The sequence below is a fragment of the Burkholderia sp. BCC1638 genome, from assembly GCF_902833195.1.
In the GTDB taxonomy this organism is placed as follows: Bacteria; Pseudomonadota; Gammaproteobacteria; order Burkholderiales; family Burkholderiaceae; genus Burkholderia; species Burkholderia diffusa.
Genome location: NZ_CADFEC010000003.1, coordinates 245,328 through 262,919 on the forward strand (window position 1 = coordinate 245,328; position 17,592 = coordinate 262,919).

17 protein-coding genes are annotated in these 17,592 nt (G+C 68.7%); 13 read left to right on the top strand and 4 right to left on the bottom strand.

Features of this window, described 5'->3' with window-relative positions; translation table 11 throughout:
- Positions 1–149 precede the first annotated feature (149 nt).
- The 6 genes from HWX22_RS04725 to HWX22_RS04750 all read left to right on the top strand — a co-directional run bounded on the left by HWX22_RS04725 (position 150) and on the right by HWX22_RS04750 (position 5,701).
- Positions 150–683, top strand: a complete 534-nt coding sequence (locus HWX22_RS04725) for a MarR family transcriptional regulator (protein ID WP_047902276.1) — start codon at positions 150–152, stop codon at positions 681–683.
- Positions 684–826: 143 nt separating this feature from the next.
- Positions 827–2,083, top strand: a complete 1,257-nt coding sequence (locus HWX22_RS04730; protein WP_175915118.1) for an SDR family oxidoreductase — start codon at positions 827–829, stop codon at positions 2,081–2,083.
- Positions 2,080–2,550: a DUF2269 domain-containing protein gene (locus tag HWX22_RS04735; RefSeq protein WP_059815062.1), complete on the top strand. Its 471-nt coding sequence runs from the start codon at positions 2,080–2,082 to the stop codon at positions 2,548–2,550. The genes HWX22_RS04730 and HWX22_RS04735 overlap by 4 nt, the downstream gene beginning before the upstream one ends.
- 92 nt (positions 2,551–2,642) lie before the next feature.
- Entirely contained in the window at positions 2,643–3,509 is an 867-nt protein-coding gene (locus HWX22_RS04740; protein WP_175915155.1) for a DUF393 domain-containing protein, read from the top strand.
- On the top strand, positions 3,506–5,005 hold the full coding sequence (locus HWX22_RS04745) for a TIGR01777 family oxidoreductase (RefSeq protein WP_175908545.1): 1,500 nt from the start codon (positions 3,506–3,508) through the stop codon (positions 5,003–5,005). The genes HWX22_RS04740 and HWX22_RS04745 overlap by 4 nt, the downstream gene beginning before the upstream one ends.
- A gap of 72 nt (positions 5,006–5,077) precedes the next feature.
- Positions 5,078–5,701, top strand: coding sequence for a glutathione S-transferase (locus HWX22_RS04750; RefSeq protein ID WP_059528655.1), 624 nt, complete (start codon positions 5,078–5,080; stop codon positions 5,699–5,701).
- Positions 5,702–5,767: 66 nt separating this feature from the next.
- Here the strand turns inward: HWX22_RS04750 and HWX22_RS04755 are convergent, their stop codons facing one another.
- Both HWX22_RS04755 and HWX22_RS04760 read right to left on the bottom strand, forming a co-directional pair.
- Positions 5,768–7,171 (bottom strand): serine hydrolase, encoded by a 1,404-nt coding sequence (locus HWX22_RS04755; protein ID WP_175915119.1) that lies wholly within the window; start codon positions 7,169–7,171, stop codon positions 5,768–5,770.
- Between the two features lie 193 nt (positions 7,172–7,364).
- On the bottom strand, positions 7,365–8,531 hold the full coding sequence (locus tag HWX22_RS04760) for a hypothetical protein (protein ID WP_175915120.1): 1,167 nt from the start codon (positions 8,529–8,531) through the stop codon (positions 7,365–7,367).
- A gap of 287 nt (positions 8,532–8,818) precedes the next feature.
- On the opposite strand from HWX22_RS04760, the gene HWX22_RS04765 reads away from it, so the two are divergent.
- The 5 genes from HWX22_RS04765 (at position 8,819) to HWX22_RS04785 (ending at position 12,848) form a co-directional block, all read left to right on the top strand.
- Entirely contained in the window at positions 8,819–9,238 is a 420-nt protein-coding gene (locus HWX22_RS04765; protein WP_059689320.1) for an HIT domain-containing protein, read from the top strand.
- A gap of 261 nt (positions 9,239–9,499) precedes the next feature.
- Entirely contained in the window at positions 9,500–9,664 is a 165-nt protein-coding gene (locus tag HWX22_RS04770) for a hypothetical protein (RefSeq protein WP_175908542.1), read from the top strand.
- A 167-nt stretch (positions 9,665–9,831) separates the two neighbouring features.
- Complete coding sequence (locus HWX22_RS04775) at positions 9,832–10,491, top strand: isoprenylcysteine carboxylmethyltransferase family protein (protein ID WP_175908541.1); 660 nt, start codon at positions 9,832–9,834, stop codon at positions 10,489–10,491.
- A gap of 375 nt (positions 10,492–10,866) precedes the next feature.
- Positions 10,867–11,310: a hypothetical protein gene (locus tag HWX22_RS04780; RefSeq protein ID WP_059528642.1), complete on the top strand. Its 444-nt coding sequence runs from the start codon at positions 10,867–10,869 to the stop codon at positions 11,308–11,310.
- A 701-nt stretch (positions 11,311–12,011) separates the two neighbouring features.
- Positions 12,012–12,848 carry a bifunctional allantoicase/(S)-ureidoglycine aminohydrolase gene (locus tag HWX22_RS04785; protein ID WP_059608096.1) on the top strand — a complete coding sequence of 279 codons (837 nt, stop codon included), beginning with the start codon at positions 12,012–12,014 and terminating at the stop codon, positions 12,846–12,848.
- 107 nt (positions 12,849–12,955) lie between these two features.
- Here the strand turns inward: HWX22_RS04785 and HWX22_RS04790 are convergent, their stop codons facing one another.
- The gene (locus HWX22_RS04790) at positions 12,956–13,753 is read right to left on the bottom strand and encodes an aminoglycoside phosphotransferase family protein (RefSeq protein WP_175915121.1); all 798 of its coding nucleotides are present in this window, start codon (positions 13,751–13,753) and stop codon (positions 12,956–12,958) included.
- Between the two features lie 209 nt (positions 13,754–13,962).
- Between HWX22_RS04790 and HWX22_RS04795 the strand changes: the two genes are divergently transcribed.
- Both HWX22_RS04795 and HWX22_RS04800 read left to right on the top strand, forming a co-directional pair.
- Positions 13,963–16,089, top strand: a complete 2,127-nt coding sequence (locus HWX22_RS04795) for a PBP1A family penicillin-binding protein (RefSeq protein WP_175915122.1) — start codon at positions 13,963–13,965, stop codon at positions 16,087–16,089.
- Positions 16,090–16,097: 8 nt separating this feature from the next.
- A complete protein-coding gene (locus HWX22_RS04800) occupies positions 16,098–16,709 on the top strand; it encodes a trimeric intracellular cation channel family protein (RefSeq protein WP_059815035.1) in 612 nt (203 codons plus the stop codon).
- 36 nt (positions 16,710–16,745) lie between these two features.
- Here the strand turns inward: HWX22_RS04800 and HWX22_RS04805 are convergent, their stop codons facing one another.
- Positions 16,746–17,576 carry a heme ABC transporter ATP-binding protein gene (locus tag HWX22_RS04805; protein WP_175915123.1) on the bottom strand — a complete coding sequence of 277 codons (831 nt, stop codon included), beginning with the start codon at positions 17,574–17,576 and terminating at the stop codon, positions 16,746–16,748.
- Between the last annotated feature and the right edge of the window lie 16 nt (positions 17,577–17,592).

The following is a 17,592-nucleotide window of genomic DNA, read 5'->3' on the forward strand; positions in this document are numbered from 1 at the left end:
TGTAATGGAAGCGGGCGGTCAGGGCGGGAAAGGCGGGCGGCGGCGTCATTCGCGGTTGCCCGGGGTCGGATCATCGAGGGCGGCGATTGACGTCGCAGCCAGTTATTTCTCTATTGACAGAAATAACTGAAAAAACTAAATTTCCGGACATGGAACTCACACCGATTGCCGAACGATTCATTCTCCACTGGGGCGAAATGGGCTCGCGGTGGGGCGTCAACCGCACCGTCTCGCAGATTCATGCGCTGCTGTACCTGGCCGGAAGGCCGGTCGCGGCCGACGAGATCGCCGAGACGCTCAACGTCGCGCGCTCCAACGTCAGCACGAGCCTGAAGGAGCTGCAGGCGTGGCGGCTCGCGAAGGTCGTGCACGTGCTGGGCGATCGCCGCGACCACTTCGAGACGTCGACCGACATCTGGGAACTGTTCAAGCTGATCGTCGAAGGGCGGCGGCAGCGCGAGATCGAACCGACGCTCACGGTGCTGCGCGATTGCCTGACGAGCCCCGAGATCGCCAACGAGAGCCGCGAAACCGAACAGCGCATTCGCGACACGCTGCAGTTCGTCGAGACGCTCACGACCTGGTCGGACGAGATGCTGCGGCTCAAGCCCGACACGCTGATGAAGGCGCTGGGGATCGGCGCGAAGATCAGCCAGACGGTCAGGCGCAAGTCGTCGAAGTAGGCGGCACCGGACATGCGGGCACGCAGCCCGCTTTTTTTGGAATCTTTATTTCTGTCATTACAGAAATAACTGTATATAGAGGATGAAAAAATGAACAAAATCGTGCTGTCGATCCGCCGGCATTGCGTATCGCGGAGCGCGACATGAACATCCTCGTCTGCGGCGCGAACGGCTTCATCGGGCGGGCGCTGGGCGCGCGGCTCGAGGCCGGCGGCCATCGCGTGCTGCGCGGCGTGCGGCATGCGGTCGGCCCGCACGACGTCGCGATCGACTTCGCGAAGGACGTCGATGCCGACGCGTGGCTCGCCCGGCTGGATGGCGTCGACGTGGTGATCAATGCAGTCGGGATCCTCGCCGACCGGCGTGACGAGACGTTCGACACCGTGCATCGCGCGGCGCCCTGCGCGCTCTTCACCGCATGCTGCCGTGCCCGCGTGCGACGCGTGATCCAGATCTCGGCGCTGGGCGTCGAGCGCGGCGACACGCCGTATTTCGCCAGCAAGTACGCGGCCGACACCTTCCTGCAGACGCTGCCGCTCGATTACCGGATCGTGCGTCCGGCGCTCGTCTACGGCACCGCCGGCACGTCCGCCCGGTTCTTCCGGATGCTCGCGAGCCTGCCCGTGCACGTGTTACCTGCGGGCGGCCATCAGCCGCTGCGCCCCGTGCACATCGACGATCTCGCCGAACTCGTCGCGCGGCTCGTCGATGCGCCGGCGGCCGGCGGACCGGTCATCGACGCGGTCGGTGGCGACGAAGTCGAGTATCGCGAGATGCTGAGCGTCTATCGCGCCGCGCTGGGCTTCCCGCCGGCGGCGCGCGTGACGCTGCCGGGCCCGCTGGTCGGCGCGGCGGCCGCGCTGCTCGGCACGATGCCGGGCGCGATGCTGACCCGCGATACGTGGACGATGCTGCGCGGCGGCAACACCGGCGATCCCGCCGCGCTCGCGGCCGTGCTTGGCCGGCCGCCGCGCGGCCTGCGGGATTTCATCGGCGCGAACGCGAGCGCGGCCGCGCTGCGCTGCGATGCGCTCGCGATGTGGCGGCGGCCGCTGCTGCTCGGCGCGCTCGCGATCGTCTGGATCTGGACGGCCATCGTCAGCGCGTTCATCCATCCGCGGCACGACAGCCTCGCGATGCTCGCCCGCGTCCACCTGAGCGGACTGCCCGCGCTGATCGCGCTCTACGGCGCATGCGCGCTGGACTTCGCGTTCGGCGTGGCGACCGTCGCCGCGCCGTCCCGCCGTCTGTGGGCCGCGCAAGGCGCGCTGATCGTCGCGTATTCGGCCGTCATCGCGATCACGATGCCCGGGCTGCTCGCCGAGCCGTTCGGCCCCGTGCTGAAGAACGTGCCGATTCTCGCGATCCTGTTGATCCTTTTTTCAGAAGAACACGCATGAACATCTATCTCGTGATCAAGACGCTGCATATCCTGTCCTCGGTGCTGATGGTCGGCACGGGTTTCGGCACCGCGTTCTACCTGTTCTTCGCGAACCGCACGCGCTCGGTGCCGGCGATCGCCGCCGTGTCGCGCCTCGTGGTGCGCGCCGACTGGTGGTTCACGACGCCGGCCGTACTGTTCCAGCCCGCGTCCGGGCTGTGGCTCGCGCACACGGCCGGCTGGCCGTTGACGACGCCGTGGCTCATGGCGTCGATCGTGCTGTATGCGGTCGCGGGCGCGTGCTGGCTGCCGGTCGTGTGGCTGCAGATCGAGCTGGCCGCGATGGCGAAGCTCGCGCATGCGAATGGCGATGCCGATCTGCCGGCACGCTACTGGCGTTACGCGAAGCGCTGGGAGTTGCTCGGCTATCCGGCGTTCTTCGCGATGTTGAGCGTGTATTTCCTGATGGTGGTCAAGCCGATGTAAGCGCGCCGCCGGCGCACGGGAGCGGCGGCATGGCGTACGGGAAAGCAGTCGATCGATTCATGATGCACGCGAAAACAAAAGGAGTGCGAATCATGGGCTCAAGTGAACTGGTGCTGTACTTCGACGGGCGATGTCCGTTATGTGTCGCGGCGATACAGCGTCTTCGGGCCCGCGACGCGCGACAACAGCTGGCTTTCGTCGATATCGCCGGGCCGGGCTTCGATCCCGCTCCGCTGGGCGTCGACCTGCCCGCGCTGAATCGGGAGCTGCACGTGCGCCTGCCGGACGGACGCATGCTGACCGGTGTGGACGGCATCCTGGCCGCCCATGCGCTGACCGGGCGAAGCCGGCTCGTCCGGCTGCTTCGCGTGCCGGTCGTGCGCAGTGCGCTGTCGCTGCTGTATCGCCGCATCGCGCGCAACCGGCTTGCCGTCTCGCGCTGGCTCGGCTATCGCGCCGAAGCACCGTGCGATGGGGTGGCGTGCGGTATCGACCGAGCCGCCGAATCCGCAGCGGATCGTCCCGCACGTGATGACGTGCGCCACATCGTGTTGGCCTGGATGTACGGCGCGGCGATCGCACATCTGCTCGTCGGCATTGCCGTTCCGTGGGTAGCCGGCACGCCGTGGTTCGACGCGTATCACAGCGTCATCGAGCGGCATTTCTGGGCGGGAATGGCGCCCGAACCGGCGCGAGCGCAGCAGATCTGGTGGATGGCGCTGATCGGTGCGACGGTGCAATGCGCGTCGGTCTGGATGCTGGCGCTCGTCCACCTCGGCAACCGGCTGCGCCGGCGGGAAGTGTGGGGGTGGTTGCTGGCCGGCCTGTTGATCTGGGCGCCGCAGGACATGCTGTTTTCATTGCAGGCACATGTATGGGGCCACGTCGCGATCGACGCGGCGGCACTCGTCGCGATGGTGCCGCCACTCGTCTGGCTCTGGAGGAGGGATAGCGTATGAACACCTTGCCCGCTTTCGATTGGGCGCTCATCCTGTTGATCGTGCAGGGCGCGATGGGCGCATTCGATACGCTCTATCACCACGAGCTCACTCAGGATCTGCCGCACCGCCCGCGCGCGCGGCTCGAGCTGGCGATTCACGCGGTGCGCTCCGTACTTTACGGTCTTGTGTTCGCGTCGATCGCGAACGTGGCCTTTCACGGTGCCTGGGTCGCGGCCATCGCGGCGGTGGTGGTGGTCGAGGTGGTGCTGACGTTGTGGGATTTCGTCGTCGAGGATCGGAGCCGCAAGCTGCCGGCGACCGAGCGCGTGCTGCACACGCTGCTGGCCGTCAACGGCGGTGCGCTGTTCGGGATGGTCGCGATACAGCTGGCCGCCTGGGCGCACGAACCGACCGCGCTGCAGGCGCTCGATCTCGGCTGGCGCGGCGGGTTGCTGAGCTTGTTTGCCGTCGGCGTGACGGTATCGGGAATCCGCGACGGGATCGCGGCCTGCCGGATCGCGCGACGCGCGCCGGCCGCCAATCCGTTCGCGGGGCACCCGCCGGGGAACGTGCTCGTCACCGGCGGGACCGGCTTCATCGGCGAAACCCTCGTGAACGGGCTGCTCGATGCAGGGCATACGGTCACGTTGCTGGCACGTGATCCGCTGCGCGCGGCCTACCAGTTCCACGGCCGTGTGCGCAGCGTGACGTCCGTCGAGCAGTTGCAGCCGCATGAGCGTTTCGACACGATCATCAATCTCGCGGGGGCGCCGGTGCTCGGCGCGCGCTGGAGCAAACGCCGGCAGGCATTGCTGCTCGCCAGCCGGGTTGGTGTCACGGAATCGCTGATGCGCTGGGTCGAGACCGCCGAGGTCAAGCCGCGCACGTGGATCCAGGCGTCGGCGATCGGCTACTACGGCGTGCGTCCTTCCGACGAGCCGCTCGACGAGAGCAGCAGCGCCGGCACCGGCTTCATGTCCGAGCTGTGCCGGCAGTGGGAGCAGTCCGCGCAGGCGCTCGAGCATCACGGCGTTCGCTCGGTGGTGCTGCGGCTGGGCCTCGTGTTCGGCCCCGGTGGCGCGTTGCGCCCGATGCTGCTGCCGCATTACTTCGGGGTGGGCGGGCGATTCGGCGACGGCACGCAGGTGATGAGCTGGATCCACCGGGACGACGTGCTGCGAATCATCGCGCGCGCGATGGGGAATTCGGGCATGCGCGGCGTCTACAACGCGGTCGCACCCGCGCCGTTGACCCAGCGCGAGTTCGTGCAGGTCGTGTCGAAGGTGCTGCACCGCCCGGCGTGGCTGCACGTGCCGGCCGCGCCGCTGCGCATCGCGATGGGAGAGATGGCCGAGCTGCTGCTGGACGGGCAGCGGGTGATGTCGGCGCGGCTGCATCAGGACGGATTCGTGTTTCGGTTCCCGACGGCCGAGCATGCGCTGCGTGACCTGACGAATCGGCCGCACGCGGATTTTCCGCGCACGGCATGTCGTTTGCCGGGTGGTCGTGTATAAACTCGACGGGAGCGCGTTCGGGCCGTTTCGCGCGTTCCGAACGCTTCGCATTCGACCTCACAAGGAGCCTGCATGCTGCACATCCTCGGCAAGATCCCGTCCATCAACGTCCGCAAGGTGCTGTGGCTGTGCACCGAACTCAACCTGCCGTTCGAACAGGAAGACTGGGGCGCGGGCTTTCGCACGACCAACGATCCGACCTACCTTGCGCTGAATCCGAACGGTCTCGTGCCGGTGATCAAGGACGACGACTTCGTGCTGTGGGAGTCGAACACGATCATCCGCTATCTCGCGAACCGCTATGGCGGCGACGCGCTCTATCCGGCCGAGCCGCGGGCGCGCGCGCGGGTCGACCAGTGGATCGACTGGCAGGGCACGGACCTGAATCGTTCGTGGGTCGGCGCGTTCCTCGGCCTCGTACGCAAGTCGCCCGATCACCAGGACCCGGCGGCGATCGCGCAGTCGATCGCGGGCTGGACGAAGCACATGCAGATCCTGAACGCGCAGCTCGAAGCGACCGGCGCATTCGTGGCCGGCGACCATTTCACGCTCGCCGACATTCCGATCGGCCTGTCGGTGAACCGCTGGTTCGGCACGCCGTTCGAGCACCCGGATTTCCCGGCGGTGAAGCGTTACATCGAGCGTCTGGCGACGCGCGAGGGCTTCAAGCAGTATGCGGGCAGCGCGAACCCGTAACGCATTGCATGTCGCGCGCGATGCGGTGGCTTGACCGCCGCCGCATCGCTGCCTTCCCGCGGCACGTCACGTGCCGGACGCCGGTACGGCCTCCAGCACGCGCGCGAGAAACGCCTCGTGATTCCACGCGGATTCCGGCCGCGACAATCCGAGCCGCACGACCACCAGCTCGCGGCTCGGCACTACGCTCACGAACTGGCCTTCATGGCCGACCGCATGAAACGCATCGGCGGGCAGCGGGCGCGCGTGCGGATCGCGATCGTTGAACGGCTCCGGCACCTTGATCCACAGATGCGCGCCGAATTCCCCGCGCGTCGACAGCGGCGTCGCGCGCGTCAGGTAGCGCACCCAGCCTTCCGGCAGCCGCCGCTGCCCGTCCCACACCCCGTCCTGCAGCAGAAGCTGCCCGAAGCGCGCCCAGTCGCGCGCGCTCGCATACATGAACGACGCGCTGCCGAGCGTGCCGGCCGCATCCGGCTCGAACACCGCGCTGCGCATCCCGAGCGGCGCGAACAGCGCGCGGCGCGGAAAAGCGAGGTAGTCGCTCTCGGTGCCGCCCATCGCCTCGCGCATCACGCGCGCGACGATCGTGCTCGTGCCGCTCGAGTAGTACCACTGCGTGCCGGGCTGCGCGGCGAGCGGCTTGGCCGACGCGAAGCGCGCGGTGTCCGGCTGCGTGAACAGCATCACGGCGACGTCGGACAGCGGGTCGTCGTAGTCCTCGTTGAATTGCAGGCCGCTCGTCATCCGCAGCAGCTCGTCGAACGTGATCGCCGCGCGCGGGTCGCCGACGTCGCGCCATTCGGGCAGCAGCGCCGACGCGTCCGGCGACAGCTTGTGCTGCGCGACGAGCATGCCGGCCAGCGCGGCCGTCACGGTCTTCGTCATCGACCAGCCGGGTAGCGGCGTGTCGGCGGTGAAGCCGGGCGCATAGCGTTCGGCGATGATCTGGCCGCGCCACATCACGACGACCGCGCGGGTGCGCCGCGGCCGCGCCGGATCGGGTTCGTCGAACGCGCGGTCGAGCGCGGTCTGCAGCTTGCGAGCGTCGATGCCGGCGGGCGGTGCGGCCGGCGCCGCCGCCTGCACGGGCGGCGGATCGGGGACGGGCGGCAGCGCGGCCGGCAGCACGCCGGGCGACGGCCCGAGCGCGAGCGTGCAGCCGAGCCCGGGCCGGAAGTCCGCCTCGCGTTGCGCGAACCCGGCGAAGGTCGCGACGGCGCGATGATGCTCCGGATCGATCGACGGGCGCACCAGTTTCAGCAGCGGGTGCACGCCGGCCATGATGTCGACGTCGATCACCGACGCGGCCGGACGGCCCGACACGAACACGCCGGAACACAGCGCCTTCGCGGCATAACCCGTCGCGATCGGGGCCAGCCGCGACAGCATGTAGCCGGTGTAGCCGGCCGCGGCGACGAGCGCGACGGCGATGCCGCGCAGGATCAGCGATTTGAAGGGGATCGTCATGCGCGAGCGTCCTCGGTGGCGTGCCGGCCGGCAACGATCCGGCAGTGTCGCAGGTTCGGGCGAGCGGTGGCAATCGCGGGGGTGGCGACGCCGGGCGGCGTCGATCAGGCGGCATGGTGCCCGGCGTGTGCGAATCGCATGTGTCGATCGCGCGGGTTCGAACGGGCCGCATTCGGCCCGTCCACGCGGTGCGTCATTGTGCGTTGTCGTTGTCCGAACGCAGTGTCCAGATCGTTGCGGTATTCGTGTTGTCGTCGACGGCCGCGAATTCCGGCTGGCCCTTGCTGCCGCGCCCGAACGCGAGGCCGAAGGCCGCTCCCGGCACGGTATCGACCTGCATCTGCGCGACGAAGTGTCCGGTCACCGTGAATTCGACGATCTCGCTCGGTTGCAGCGGGTCGGGGTTGACCGCGTCGCCGTTGGCGGTCACGAGATGGCCGTTCGGCGCGAGCGCCAGTGCGAGCGGGCCGTGCAGGTGCGCCGCGTCGAAGTAGATCATCCGTCCGACGCCGGCGTTGCGATTCGTCGACGCGGCGTTCTGGATCGCGAACACAGCGTTGTCGCCGGTGGAGGCGACATACAGCACGTCGATGTTCGGGTCGTACGCGAGGCCGGTCGGGCCGACGACCAGCGCGTTGGGATCGGTCCGGTTCACGTAGCCCGACGCGATGATCCGCGAACTCGGCAGCATCCTGACGCCGTTGTTGTCGATCGCCAGTTCGATCCGCGCGACCGTCCCGTTCAGCACGTTCGACACGAACGCGGTCACGCGCTGGCCGCGGTCGATCACGGTCATGTCCCACGGCCCGTCGAGCAGCGTGCTGCTGGACAGTTGCGTGACGAGATTGCCTTGCGGACCGATGACGAGCAGCGAACCCGGGGGCACGACGGTCTTGCCGTCCGGCGCGGGAAGGTTGCCGACCAGCACGAAGCCGCTGCGCAGCACCGCGAGCGCGGTCGTCAGGCCGAGATTGCTGCCCTGGAAGAACGTGGTCGGCGTCTTCCCGGGCGACAGCTTCACGACCGTCGTGCCGGTGCCTTGCGCGTTCGACGCCGCGTTGAAGTTGGACACGACGACGTCGCCCGGTTTGAGCGTGCTCCAGCTCGGCACGCCGCGCGGCACGAAGGCGATGCCGTACGGATTGACGTCGCCGTTGGCGGGCACGGTCGACGCGGTGACCGACGAGACCGGCAGGATGACGTCGTTGCCGCCGGCCCACGCAAATGCCGACGACAACGCGACGAGCCCGGCGCCGCAAGCCGCGCGATATAGCGTGCGCGTCATCGTGCGACAGGCGTGGGCGAGGAGCGGCGGGTGAATGGCGAGGGCGGGCGAACGACAGGAGGGGAGAGGGTCCATGGCATGACTCCGGTTGGTGATCGCGAGCAGTCATCCCGGCTGCCGGTCTGCGCAGCTGGCGGATGTCCGGTGCGGATCCGCAGTCTTGCCGTGCGAATCCGCACTCGGAATAAACGAATGGCGACGGCCGGATATTCCATCCGGCGAGCGACACGACGTGCGATCCGACGTGCATTGTTCACCGTGATCGCGACACGGCCTGACAAGTTGAAATCCGACCCGCCGTCGGCCGATAATCGTCCGGCATCGTTCCCAGTCAAACCGCAATCGCAAAATCGGAAAACGCCATGTCCTACGACAACAACAACCCGTTCGCCCGGATCCTGCGCGGCGAACTGCCGTGCGTGAAGGTCGCCGAAGACGACGCGACGCTCGCGATCATGGATCTCATGCCGCAGGCCGACGGTCACGTGCTCGTGATCCCGAAGGAGCCGGCCGCGCAGATCTTCGAGCTGTCCGGCGACGCGGCGGCGGCCGGCATCCGCATGACGCAGCGTGTCGCGGCGGCCGTGCGCGCGGCGCTCGGGCCGGACGGCGTGTTCATCGGTCAGTTCAACGGCGCGGCGGCGGGCCAGACGGTCCCGCACGTGCATTTCCACGTGATTCCGCGCTGGGAAGGCGTCGACCTGCGGATGCACGCGCGCGACATCGCCGACGCGGCCACGCTCGAATCGCTCGCCGAGCGCATCCGCGCGCATTTCGTGTAACGCCTGTACGGCTCGTGATTCGGGCAGCGCCAGCGGGCGCGTGCGGCGACGCCGTTCGCGCCTGTTTCAGCGGTCACACCACGTAACACGTGTAACCGCTCGCGAAACTCGGCCTGGCGGCTCCGGCGCTAGACTCCGCGCATTCGCATTGCCGCATCGCGCGACAGGTAGGGCTGGTCGCCTCTTCGTGCCGGCCGTCACGGGTTGCGACGGCACGGCTTTCGCGCGATGCGACGTGTCCTCTTCGCCGGGAATCGAGCCATGTACAAAGTTCTCATCACGTTTGCGCTGATCGGCGGCCTGTCCGGCTGCTATGTCGCGCCGCCTTACGGCTACGCGCCCGCGCCGGTCTATTACGGCTATGCGCCGGCCTATTACGCACCGCCCGTCAGCGTCGGGATCGGCGGCAACTTCCGCATTCGCTGACCCGGCGGCGGTCGCGGGCGCAGCCCGCACGTCGATCGAGCGCGTCGTTCGACGCGCCGCCGCCGCTTCTCGCAGGGAAAACTCGCGCGCCGCATGACGGCGCGCGTGCGCATCGCCCGCCCGGGTTCCTATACTTCACAGGAAAGCCCACTCCGGCGAGGCAAGCCATGGCCGTTACGCGCAAGTTCGCAATCGTTGCGAGCGTCTCCACGCTCGTCTATCTCGGGCTTGCCGTGCTCGGCATCGGCGGGTTCGCCGCCTTCTTCTCGCATCCGCCCCTGATCGCCATTGCCGTCGCGACGCTCGCGCTTGCCGTCGTCGCGATGTTTACCGAAGGCAACCTGAGCGCCGGCGAACGCGAGAACCGCGACAATCGCTGGGTGCTCGCGGCCTTCGGCGCGAGCGGGTTCCTGCTCGCGTATTTGCCGGCGCTGACCGACCGGCTCGACGTGTGGACCTTCGGCGGCGACACGGTGCGCTGGATCGGCGTCGCGCTCTACGTCGCGGGCGGCGTGCTGCGCCTCTGGCCCGTGTTCGTGCTCGGCAAGCGCTTCAGCGGGCTCGTTGCGATCCAGCCGGGCCACACGCTGGTGACGGACGGCATCTACAGCAAGATCCGCAACCCGAGCTATCTCGGCCTGCTCGTCAATGCGGCCGGCTGGGCGTTGGCGTTCCGCTCGGGCGTCGGGCTGCTGCTCGTCGCGTTGACGTTGATTCCGCTCGTCGCGCGCATCCGTTCCGAGGAAGCGCTGCTGCGCACGCAATTCGGCGCCGAATACGACGCGTATTGCGCGCACACCTGGCGGCTGATTCCGGGCGTGTACTGACCCTCTTTCGACGCGAACGACCGGGCGATTCCGCCGGCTCGCGGCATGCCGCCGATGTGTTGCCACGTGTGTCCGAACCCGCGCGACGGGCACGTTCCGCATCGCCGAAAAACGGGGCTTGACCATGGCCGGAGCCCCTGCCGGCGGGCGTTCCCGGCGGTTTTCGGCAAGCTTTTCCGGTCCGCTTTCGGTAAACAACTTGTTACCAGAATGTCGACGGCAAGCAGGCTCGACCGGTGCTATTCTTCGCCGCAAGCTCATTGAAATGAATTGGTCCGGGATTCGGCACAATGCCGGCATCGACGTCGATCGATTCAGATCGTCGTATCGAGCGGACCTTCGATAACCAGATTGCGAACAAGGAAGAATACGGGAATGTGGAAGAAAATCGCCCCCGCTCTCGTCGTCGCCGTGCTGACCGGCGCGACCGCAGTGCCGGCATTGGCCGGTGACATGAACAACGCGCTCGGCGGCGCGCTCGGCGGGGTTGCCGGCGCAGCGGTCGGCGGCGCGGTCGGCGGCAGCACCGGCTCCGTGATCGGTGGCGCGATCGGCGGCGGCGCAGGTGGTGCCGTGACGTCGAACCGTCGCGAGCGCACCGGCGCGATCATCGGCGGCGCACTCGGCGGCGGCGCGGGTACCGCGGCCGGCAACGCGATGGGCGGCCGCACGGGCGGCCTGCTGGGCGCGGCCGTCGGCGGCGGCGCCGGCGCGGCGCTCGGCGGCAACCTGTCGCGCAACTCGTATGACCGCGGCGGCGATTATGGCGATCGCGGCCATCGTCACCGCAAGCATCGCCACCACCGCGACTGGGACTGATCGCCCCGGGCGCGGCACGGTGCGCGGCCTGCGCACCGACGCGCCCGACGCGTCGGCGCCCGATCCGACAGCCGGCCCGGCGGCCTCAGCCGGGCCGCCATCGCCGGCAAGGCCGGCGATCTTCATCCCCTTCGGCAGTTCATACCCGGCCCCGCTCGACGGGTTGGCACGCTCTCTCCCGCTTCACCTTTCCCGCTTGTAGACGACATCGCCAGTTGCATCGACATGCAACCGCGCAGGGTCGGCCATCCCCATTTCGCCATCGCCGATCGACGGGTTGCCGTCCGGTCATCAGGATTTCCCTGAGGCGCCGACGCGTCCACGGCACGCGTTGTCGGGCCATCGCGCGCAACGGCGGGTAGTGGGAAATCGAATGGATGTCATCGCAACATTTAATTGGTCGATCCGGATCGACTTCGCTATCGTCAACGCTGCCCGCGTACGGAATCGAACCGTGCCGTCCCCCGTGCCCCGCCGCATGACCCCGAGTGTCCGCGGCCCGGCCGCCGGACCCGCAAGCATGGGGCGCCCCGCCCGCTGAACCGGGCGGGCCCGTCGCGAAGCCTGGCCGACCGAACGAAGGCGCCCGCGCTTTCAAGCCACCCCGGCAACGATGTCCCGCCGTCGCATGCGTGCCCCACGCGCGTGCCGCGCCTGCCGTTGCGACCCGGGGCCGGACCAACCCATTGCCTGGATGCTTTATGTCTAAGACAACGTATTACGCGCCGCATGGCGGCCACCCGCCGCAGACCGATCTGCTGACCGATCGCGCGATGTTCACCGAGGCGTATGCGGTCATTCCGAAGGGAGTGATGCGCGACATCGTCACGAGCTGGCTGCCGTTCTGGACCAACACGCGCCTGTGGGTGATCGCGCGTCCGCTGTCGGGTTTCGCCGAAACCTTCTCGCAGTACATCGTCGAAGTGAATCCGGGCGGCGGCAGCGACAAGCCCGAGCAGGACAAGAACGCCGAAGCTGTGCTGTTCGTCGTCGAAGGCGAGGCCGAACTGACGCTGCAGGGCAAGCAGCACACGCTGAAGCCGGGCGGCTACGCGTTCATCCCGCCGGGCGCCGACTGGACGCTGCACAACGTCAGCGATGCCGCCGTGCGCTTCCACTGGATCCGCAAGCACTATCAGGTCGTCGACGGCATTGCGCTGCCGGAAGCGTTCGTGACCAACGAGCAGGATGTCGAGCCGATCCCGATGCCGGGCACCAACGGCGCATGGGTGACGACGCGCTTCGTCGACATGAGCGACATGCGTCACGACATGCACGTGAACATCGTGACGTTCGAGCCGGGCGGCGTGATTCCGTTCGCGGAGACGCACGTGATGGAGCACGGCCTGTACGTGCTGGAAGGCAAGGCCGTCTATCGCCTGAATCAGGACTGGGTCGAGGTGGAAGCGGGCGATTTCATGTGGCTGCGCGCGTTCTGCCCGCAGGCATGCTATTCGGGCGGCCCTGGCCGCTTCCGCTACCTGCTGTACAAGGACGTGAACCGTCACATGAATCTGACGCTGAACCCGGCGCGCTAAGCGTCGCGCACGTCGGACACGAAAACCCGCTGGTGCATGCCGGCGGGTTTTTTTATTGATGCCGCCGTGCGATGCAGTGGACGCGGCGGCCGGACCGTCGTCGCACGCTACGCGTCGAGCGCCGAGGCGGCCAGCCGCGCGACCTGCAGCCGCGTATCGGGTGACAGCCCGTCCTCGATCAGCCAGACCGCCGACAAACCGGCCCACGCAAGAATCCACTGCAGCAACCGGCGGCGGTCGAGTTGCGCAGCCTCGGCGACGAGCGCGACGCGCCGCGCGAAGCGGGCGGGATCGACGGCGATGTCGTGTGCGGGATTGCAGAACAGGTTCGCGTAATCGAACGCGCGGTCGCCGCGCAAACCCTTCGGGTCGATCGCCAGCCAGCCGCGATCGCCGAAGTGCAGCACGTTGCCGTGATGGATGTCGCCGTGCAGCACGACGACGTCGTCGACGGGCGGCGCGGCCAGCAGCCGGCGCGCCGCCGTGGCCGAACGCCGCAGCGTGTCATCGCCGGTGTCATGCGACAGCAGCGCGTGGAACCAGTCGGTCAGCGGCACGACCTCGGGCGCTGCCGGTGCGCGATGCGCGTGCAGCCGCGCGACCGCGCGGCATGCGATCCGGATCGCATCGTCGTCGTGGCCCGCGGCGGACAGGCCGACGAGCGTCGGCGCCGGCTGCGCGCGTTCGAGCAGCACCGCGTCGCTGTCGTGCAGCCACACGCGCGCGGCGCCATCCCCGTTCCACCAGGTCATCAGCGCATTGCCGCGGCGCTCTTCGTCGCAGGTCGCGACCTTGAGCATCGCGGGGCGCGCGTGCCAGACGACGGGCAGCACGCCGCCGCTCGCGGTCAGGATCGGGCCGCCGTCGGGAACGAGGTCCCACAGGCGCAGGTACGTGTCGAACATGCAGACGATGGTACAGGCGAACCGGCTCGTGCGCCGCGCGGGCCACCCGGCACGGCTGCCGCGCAACCATTCCTAAATAAAATTTAGCCAGCCAAACTTAGGCTAAAGAATGTTCCGGTATCCCGGTATCCCTTCGACAATGCGCGCCTTCCGTGATCGGCGGGCGCCTGTTGCGCGCCCGCGTTCGCCGCATTGAAGAAGGAGCCTGCATGACCGACCACACCGCCAACCCTCCAACGCCACCGGCCCCGCCTCCCGCATCGCCGCGCCGCCGCGCATGGCGCATCTTCGCCGGCGCGCTGTTCGGCCTGACGCTCGCGTGCGCGGGCATCGGCGCATGGACGATCGATCGCATCTGGACGCAGTTGCCATCCGTCGAGCACCTGGCCGTCTACCGGCCCGCGCTGCCGCTGCGGATTTTCTCGCGCGACGGCGAACTGCTGGCCGAGTACGGCGTCGAGCGCCGCGAATTCGTGCCGCTCGAACGCATTCCGCCGCTCATGCGGCACGCGCTGCTCGCGGCCGAGGACGCGAAGTTCTACCAGCACGGCGCGGTCGATATCGGCGGCCTCGCGCGCGCGACGTTCGCGAACGTCGTGACGGGACAGCCGGGGCAGGGCGGCAGCACGATCACGATGCAGGTTGCGCGCAACTTCTACCTGACGCGCGACAAGGTGCTGAGCCGCAAGCTCGCCGAGATCCTGATGGCCATCAAGCTCGAGCGCGAGTACAGCAAGGACAAGCTGCTCGAGCTTTACATGAACCAGATCTATCTCGGCGAGCGCGCGTATGGTTTCGCGGCGGCCGCGAACGTGTATTTCGGCAAGCCGCTCGACGCGCTGAGCGCGGGCGAAGCGGCCGTGCTCGCCGGATTGCCGAAGGCGCCGTCCGCGTTCAATCCGGTCGTCAATCCGGCGCGCGCGACCGCGCGGCGCAACTACGTGCTCGGCCGCATGCATGCGCTCGGCGAGCTCGACGAGGCGACCTATCGTGCGGCGGTCGACGCGCCGATCGCGCTGGCGACCACGCCGCCGCCCGGCATCATCGCGGCGCCGTACGTCGCGGAGCGCGCGCGCCGGATGATGGTGGAGCGCTTTCACGACGACGCCTATACGCTCGGCCTCGACGTGACCACGACGATCTCGATGCGCGACCAGCGCGCGGCCGAAGCCGCGCTCCAGCGCACGCTGAACCGGCAGCCGCGCGCGAGGCGCGATGCGCGCAGCGGGCTCGAAGGCGCGCTCGTGTCGCTGGATGCGGCGACGGGCGACATGCTCGCGCTCGTCGGCGGCGCGGATTTCAACCGCAACGTGTTCGACCACGCATTGCAGGCGTATCGCCAGCCGGGTTCGAGCTTCAAGCCGTTCGTCTATTCGGCGGCGCTGGAGAAGGGCTACTTTCCGGGCGTGCTGGTCGACGACACGCAGCGCACGCTGACCCATGAGGAAACCGGCGCGCGGCCGTGGCGCCCACGCAATTTCGGCAACCGCTACGAGGGCTTCATTCCGGTGCGGCGCGGGCTCGTGCGCTCGAAGAACCTGGTCGCGGTCAGCCTGATGCAGGCCACCGACGCGCGCTACGTGCAGCAGCACGCGGTGCATTTTGGCTTCGACGCGCAGCGCAATCCGGCGTCGCTGCCGCTCGCGCTCGGCGCGGGCGCGGTGACGCCGCTCGAACTCGCGAGCGCGTACAGCGTGTTCGCGAACGGCGGGACGCGGATGGAGCCGCGCCTGATCCTGTCGGTGAAGCAGCGTCACGGCGGCGCGATGTACGAGGCGACGACGCCTGAAGGCGCGCGCGTCGTGTCGGCGCGCAACGCGTTCGTGATGGACAGCATGCTGCGCGACGTCGTGAAGGCCGGCACCGCGCGTGGCGCGCTCGCCTTGCGCCGCGACGACGCAGCCGGCAAGACGGGCACGTCGAACGGATCGAAGGATGTCTGGTTCGCCGGCTACTCGTCGGGCATCGTCGCGGTCGCGTGGCTCGGCTACGACACGCCGCGCCCGATGGGGCGCGCGACCGGCGCGACGCTCGCGCTGCCGGTCTGGCTCGACTACATGAAGACGGCCGTCGACGGACGCACGCAGGTCGCTGCGACGCCGCCCCAGGACGTCGCGCTCGTCGACGGCGATTTCGTGTACGCCGAATACACGCGCGGCACGTGCACGGCCGACGTGCCGTCGTACATCCGCAGCCGCTTCGCGTGCGGCGGCGCGCCGGCGGCCGAGGCGCCGGATGCTTCGGGCGAAAAGGGCAGGCCCGACGAGCCGATGCCCGCGGCCGTCGATGCGGCCGAGCGCGAACGCGTGCTCGACCTCTTCCGTACCGAAGACTGAGGCGCGCGATGCATACGCTTTATCTGATCGCGATCGTCGCGGAGGCGATGTCGGGCGCGCTGATGGGCATGCGGCGCGGGATGGACCGCTTCGGGCTCGCGCTCGTCGGCGCGGTGACGGCGCTCGGTGGCGGCACGGTGCGCGACGTGCTGCTCGGCCACTATCCGCTCGGCTGGATCGCGCATCCCGAATATCTGGTGATCACGCTCGTCGCGGCGACCGTCGCGTCGTGGGCCGCGCGGCACGTCGCGCGGATGAAGACGCTGTTCGTCACCGTCGACGCGATCGGTCTCGCGGCGTTCACGATCATCGGCTGCGATATCGGCGCGGCGACGGGCAGCGCGCCGATCATCGTCGTGCTGGCCGGTGCGATCACCGGCGTGTGCGGCGGGATGCTGCGCGACCTGCTGTGCAACGAGATGCCGCTGATCCTGCGCGAGGAACTGTATGCGAGCGTCGCATTCTTCACGGGCACGCTGTACGTCGGGAGCCAGCATCTCGGCATCGATGCCGGGTTGGCGTCGATGGTCGCGCTGGCGGCGGGCTTCACGACGCGCATGCTCGCGGTGCGGCTCGGATGGAAAATGCGGACGTTCGGCGTCGCGGACGTCGAGCATTGAGTGAGGCTGCCGCACGGATGCGACGACACGCGTGCGCTACGCCGGCACCATGACCGGTGGCGACCCGTCACCCGTTTCCACCATCTTCACCGCGAATCCGTAGCACTGCGCGATATGCGCGGGCGTCATCACGTCGCGCGGCGCGCCCTGCGCGACGATCGTGCCGTCCGCGAGCATCGCGATCGTATCCGCGTGCCGCGCGGCGAGGTTCGGATCGTGGACGATCGCGAGCACGCCGAGCCGCCATTCGCGCGCAACGATGCGCACGGTGTCGAGCAGGCGGTGCTGATGCGCGAGATCGAGCGCGGCGGTCGGTTCGTCGAGCAGCAGGTAGCGCGGGCCGTTTTCCGATGCGTCGTCGTCCGGCCACAGCTGCGCGAGCACGCGCGCGAACTGCACGCGTGCGAGCTCGCCGCCGGACAGCGTCGTGACGTCGCGGCCGACGAGCGTCTCGGCGCCCGCGCGTTCGAGCGCCTGCCACGCAATGTCGCGATCGCGATGTGCGATCACGTGCCGCGCGCCGCTGCGTCGTGCATGCGGATAGCGGCCGAGCAGCACGATTTCGTCGACGCTGAACGGAAACGCCGGTTGCGCGGCCTGCGGCAGCACGGCGCGCAGGCACGCGAGCCGCGGCGCGTCGATGCGCGCGAGCGGTTCGCCGTTCAGCGTGATGTCGCCGGTCACGCGCACGCCGTGCGGCGCGACGCTGCCGGTCAGTTCGCCCGCCAAGGTCTTCAGCAGCGTGCTCTTGCCTGCGCCGTTGCGGCCGAGCAGCGCGGTCACGCGGCCGGGTTCGATCGACAGCGACAGGTTGTGCAGAACGATGCGGTGCCGGCGGGCGACGTCGAGATGTTGGGCGGTCAGCATGATGAGCGAATGAAGG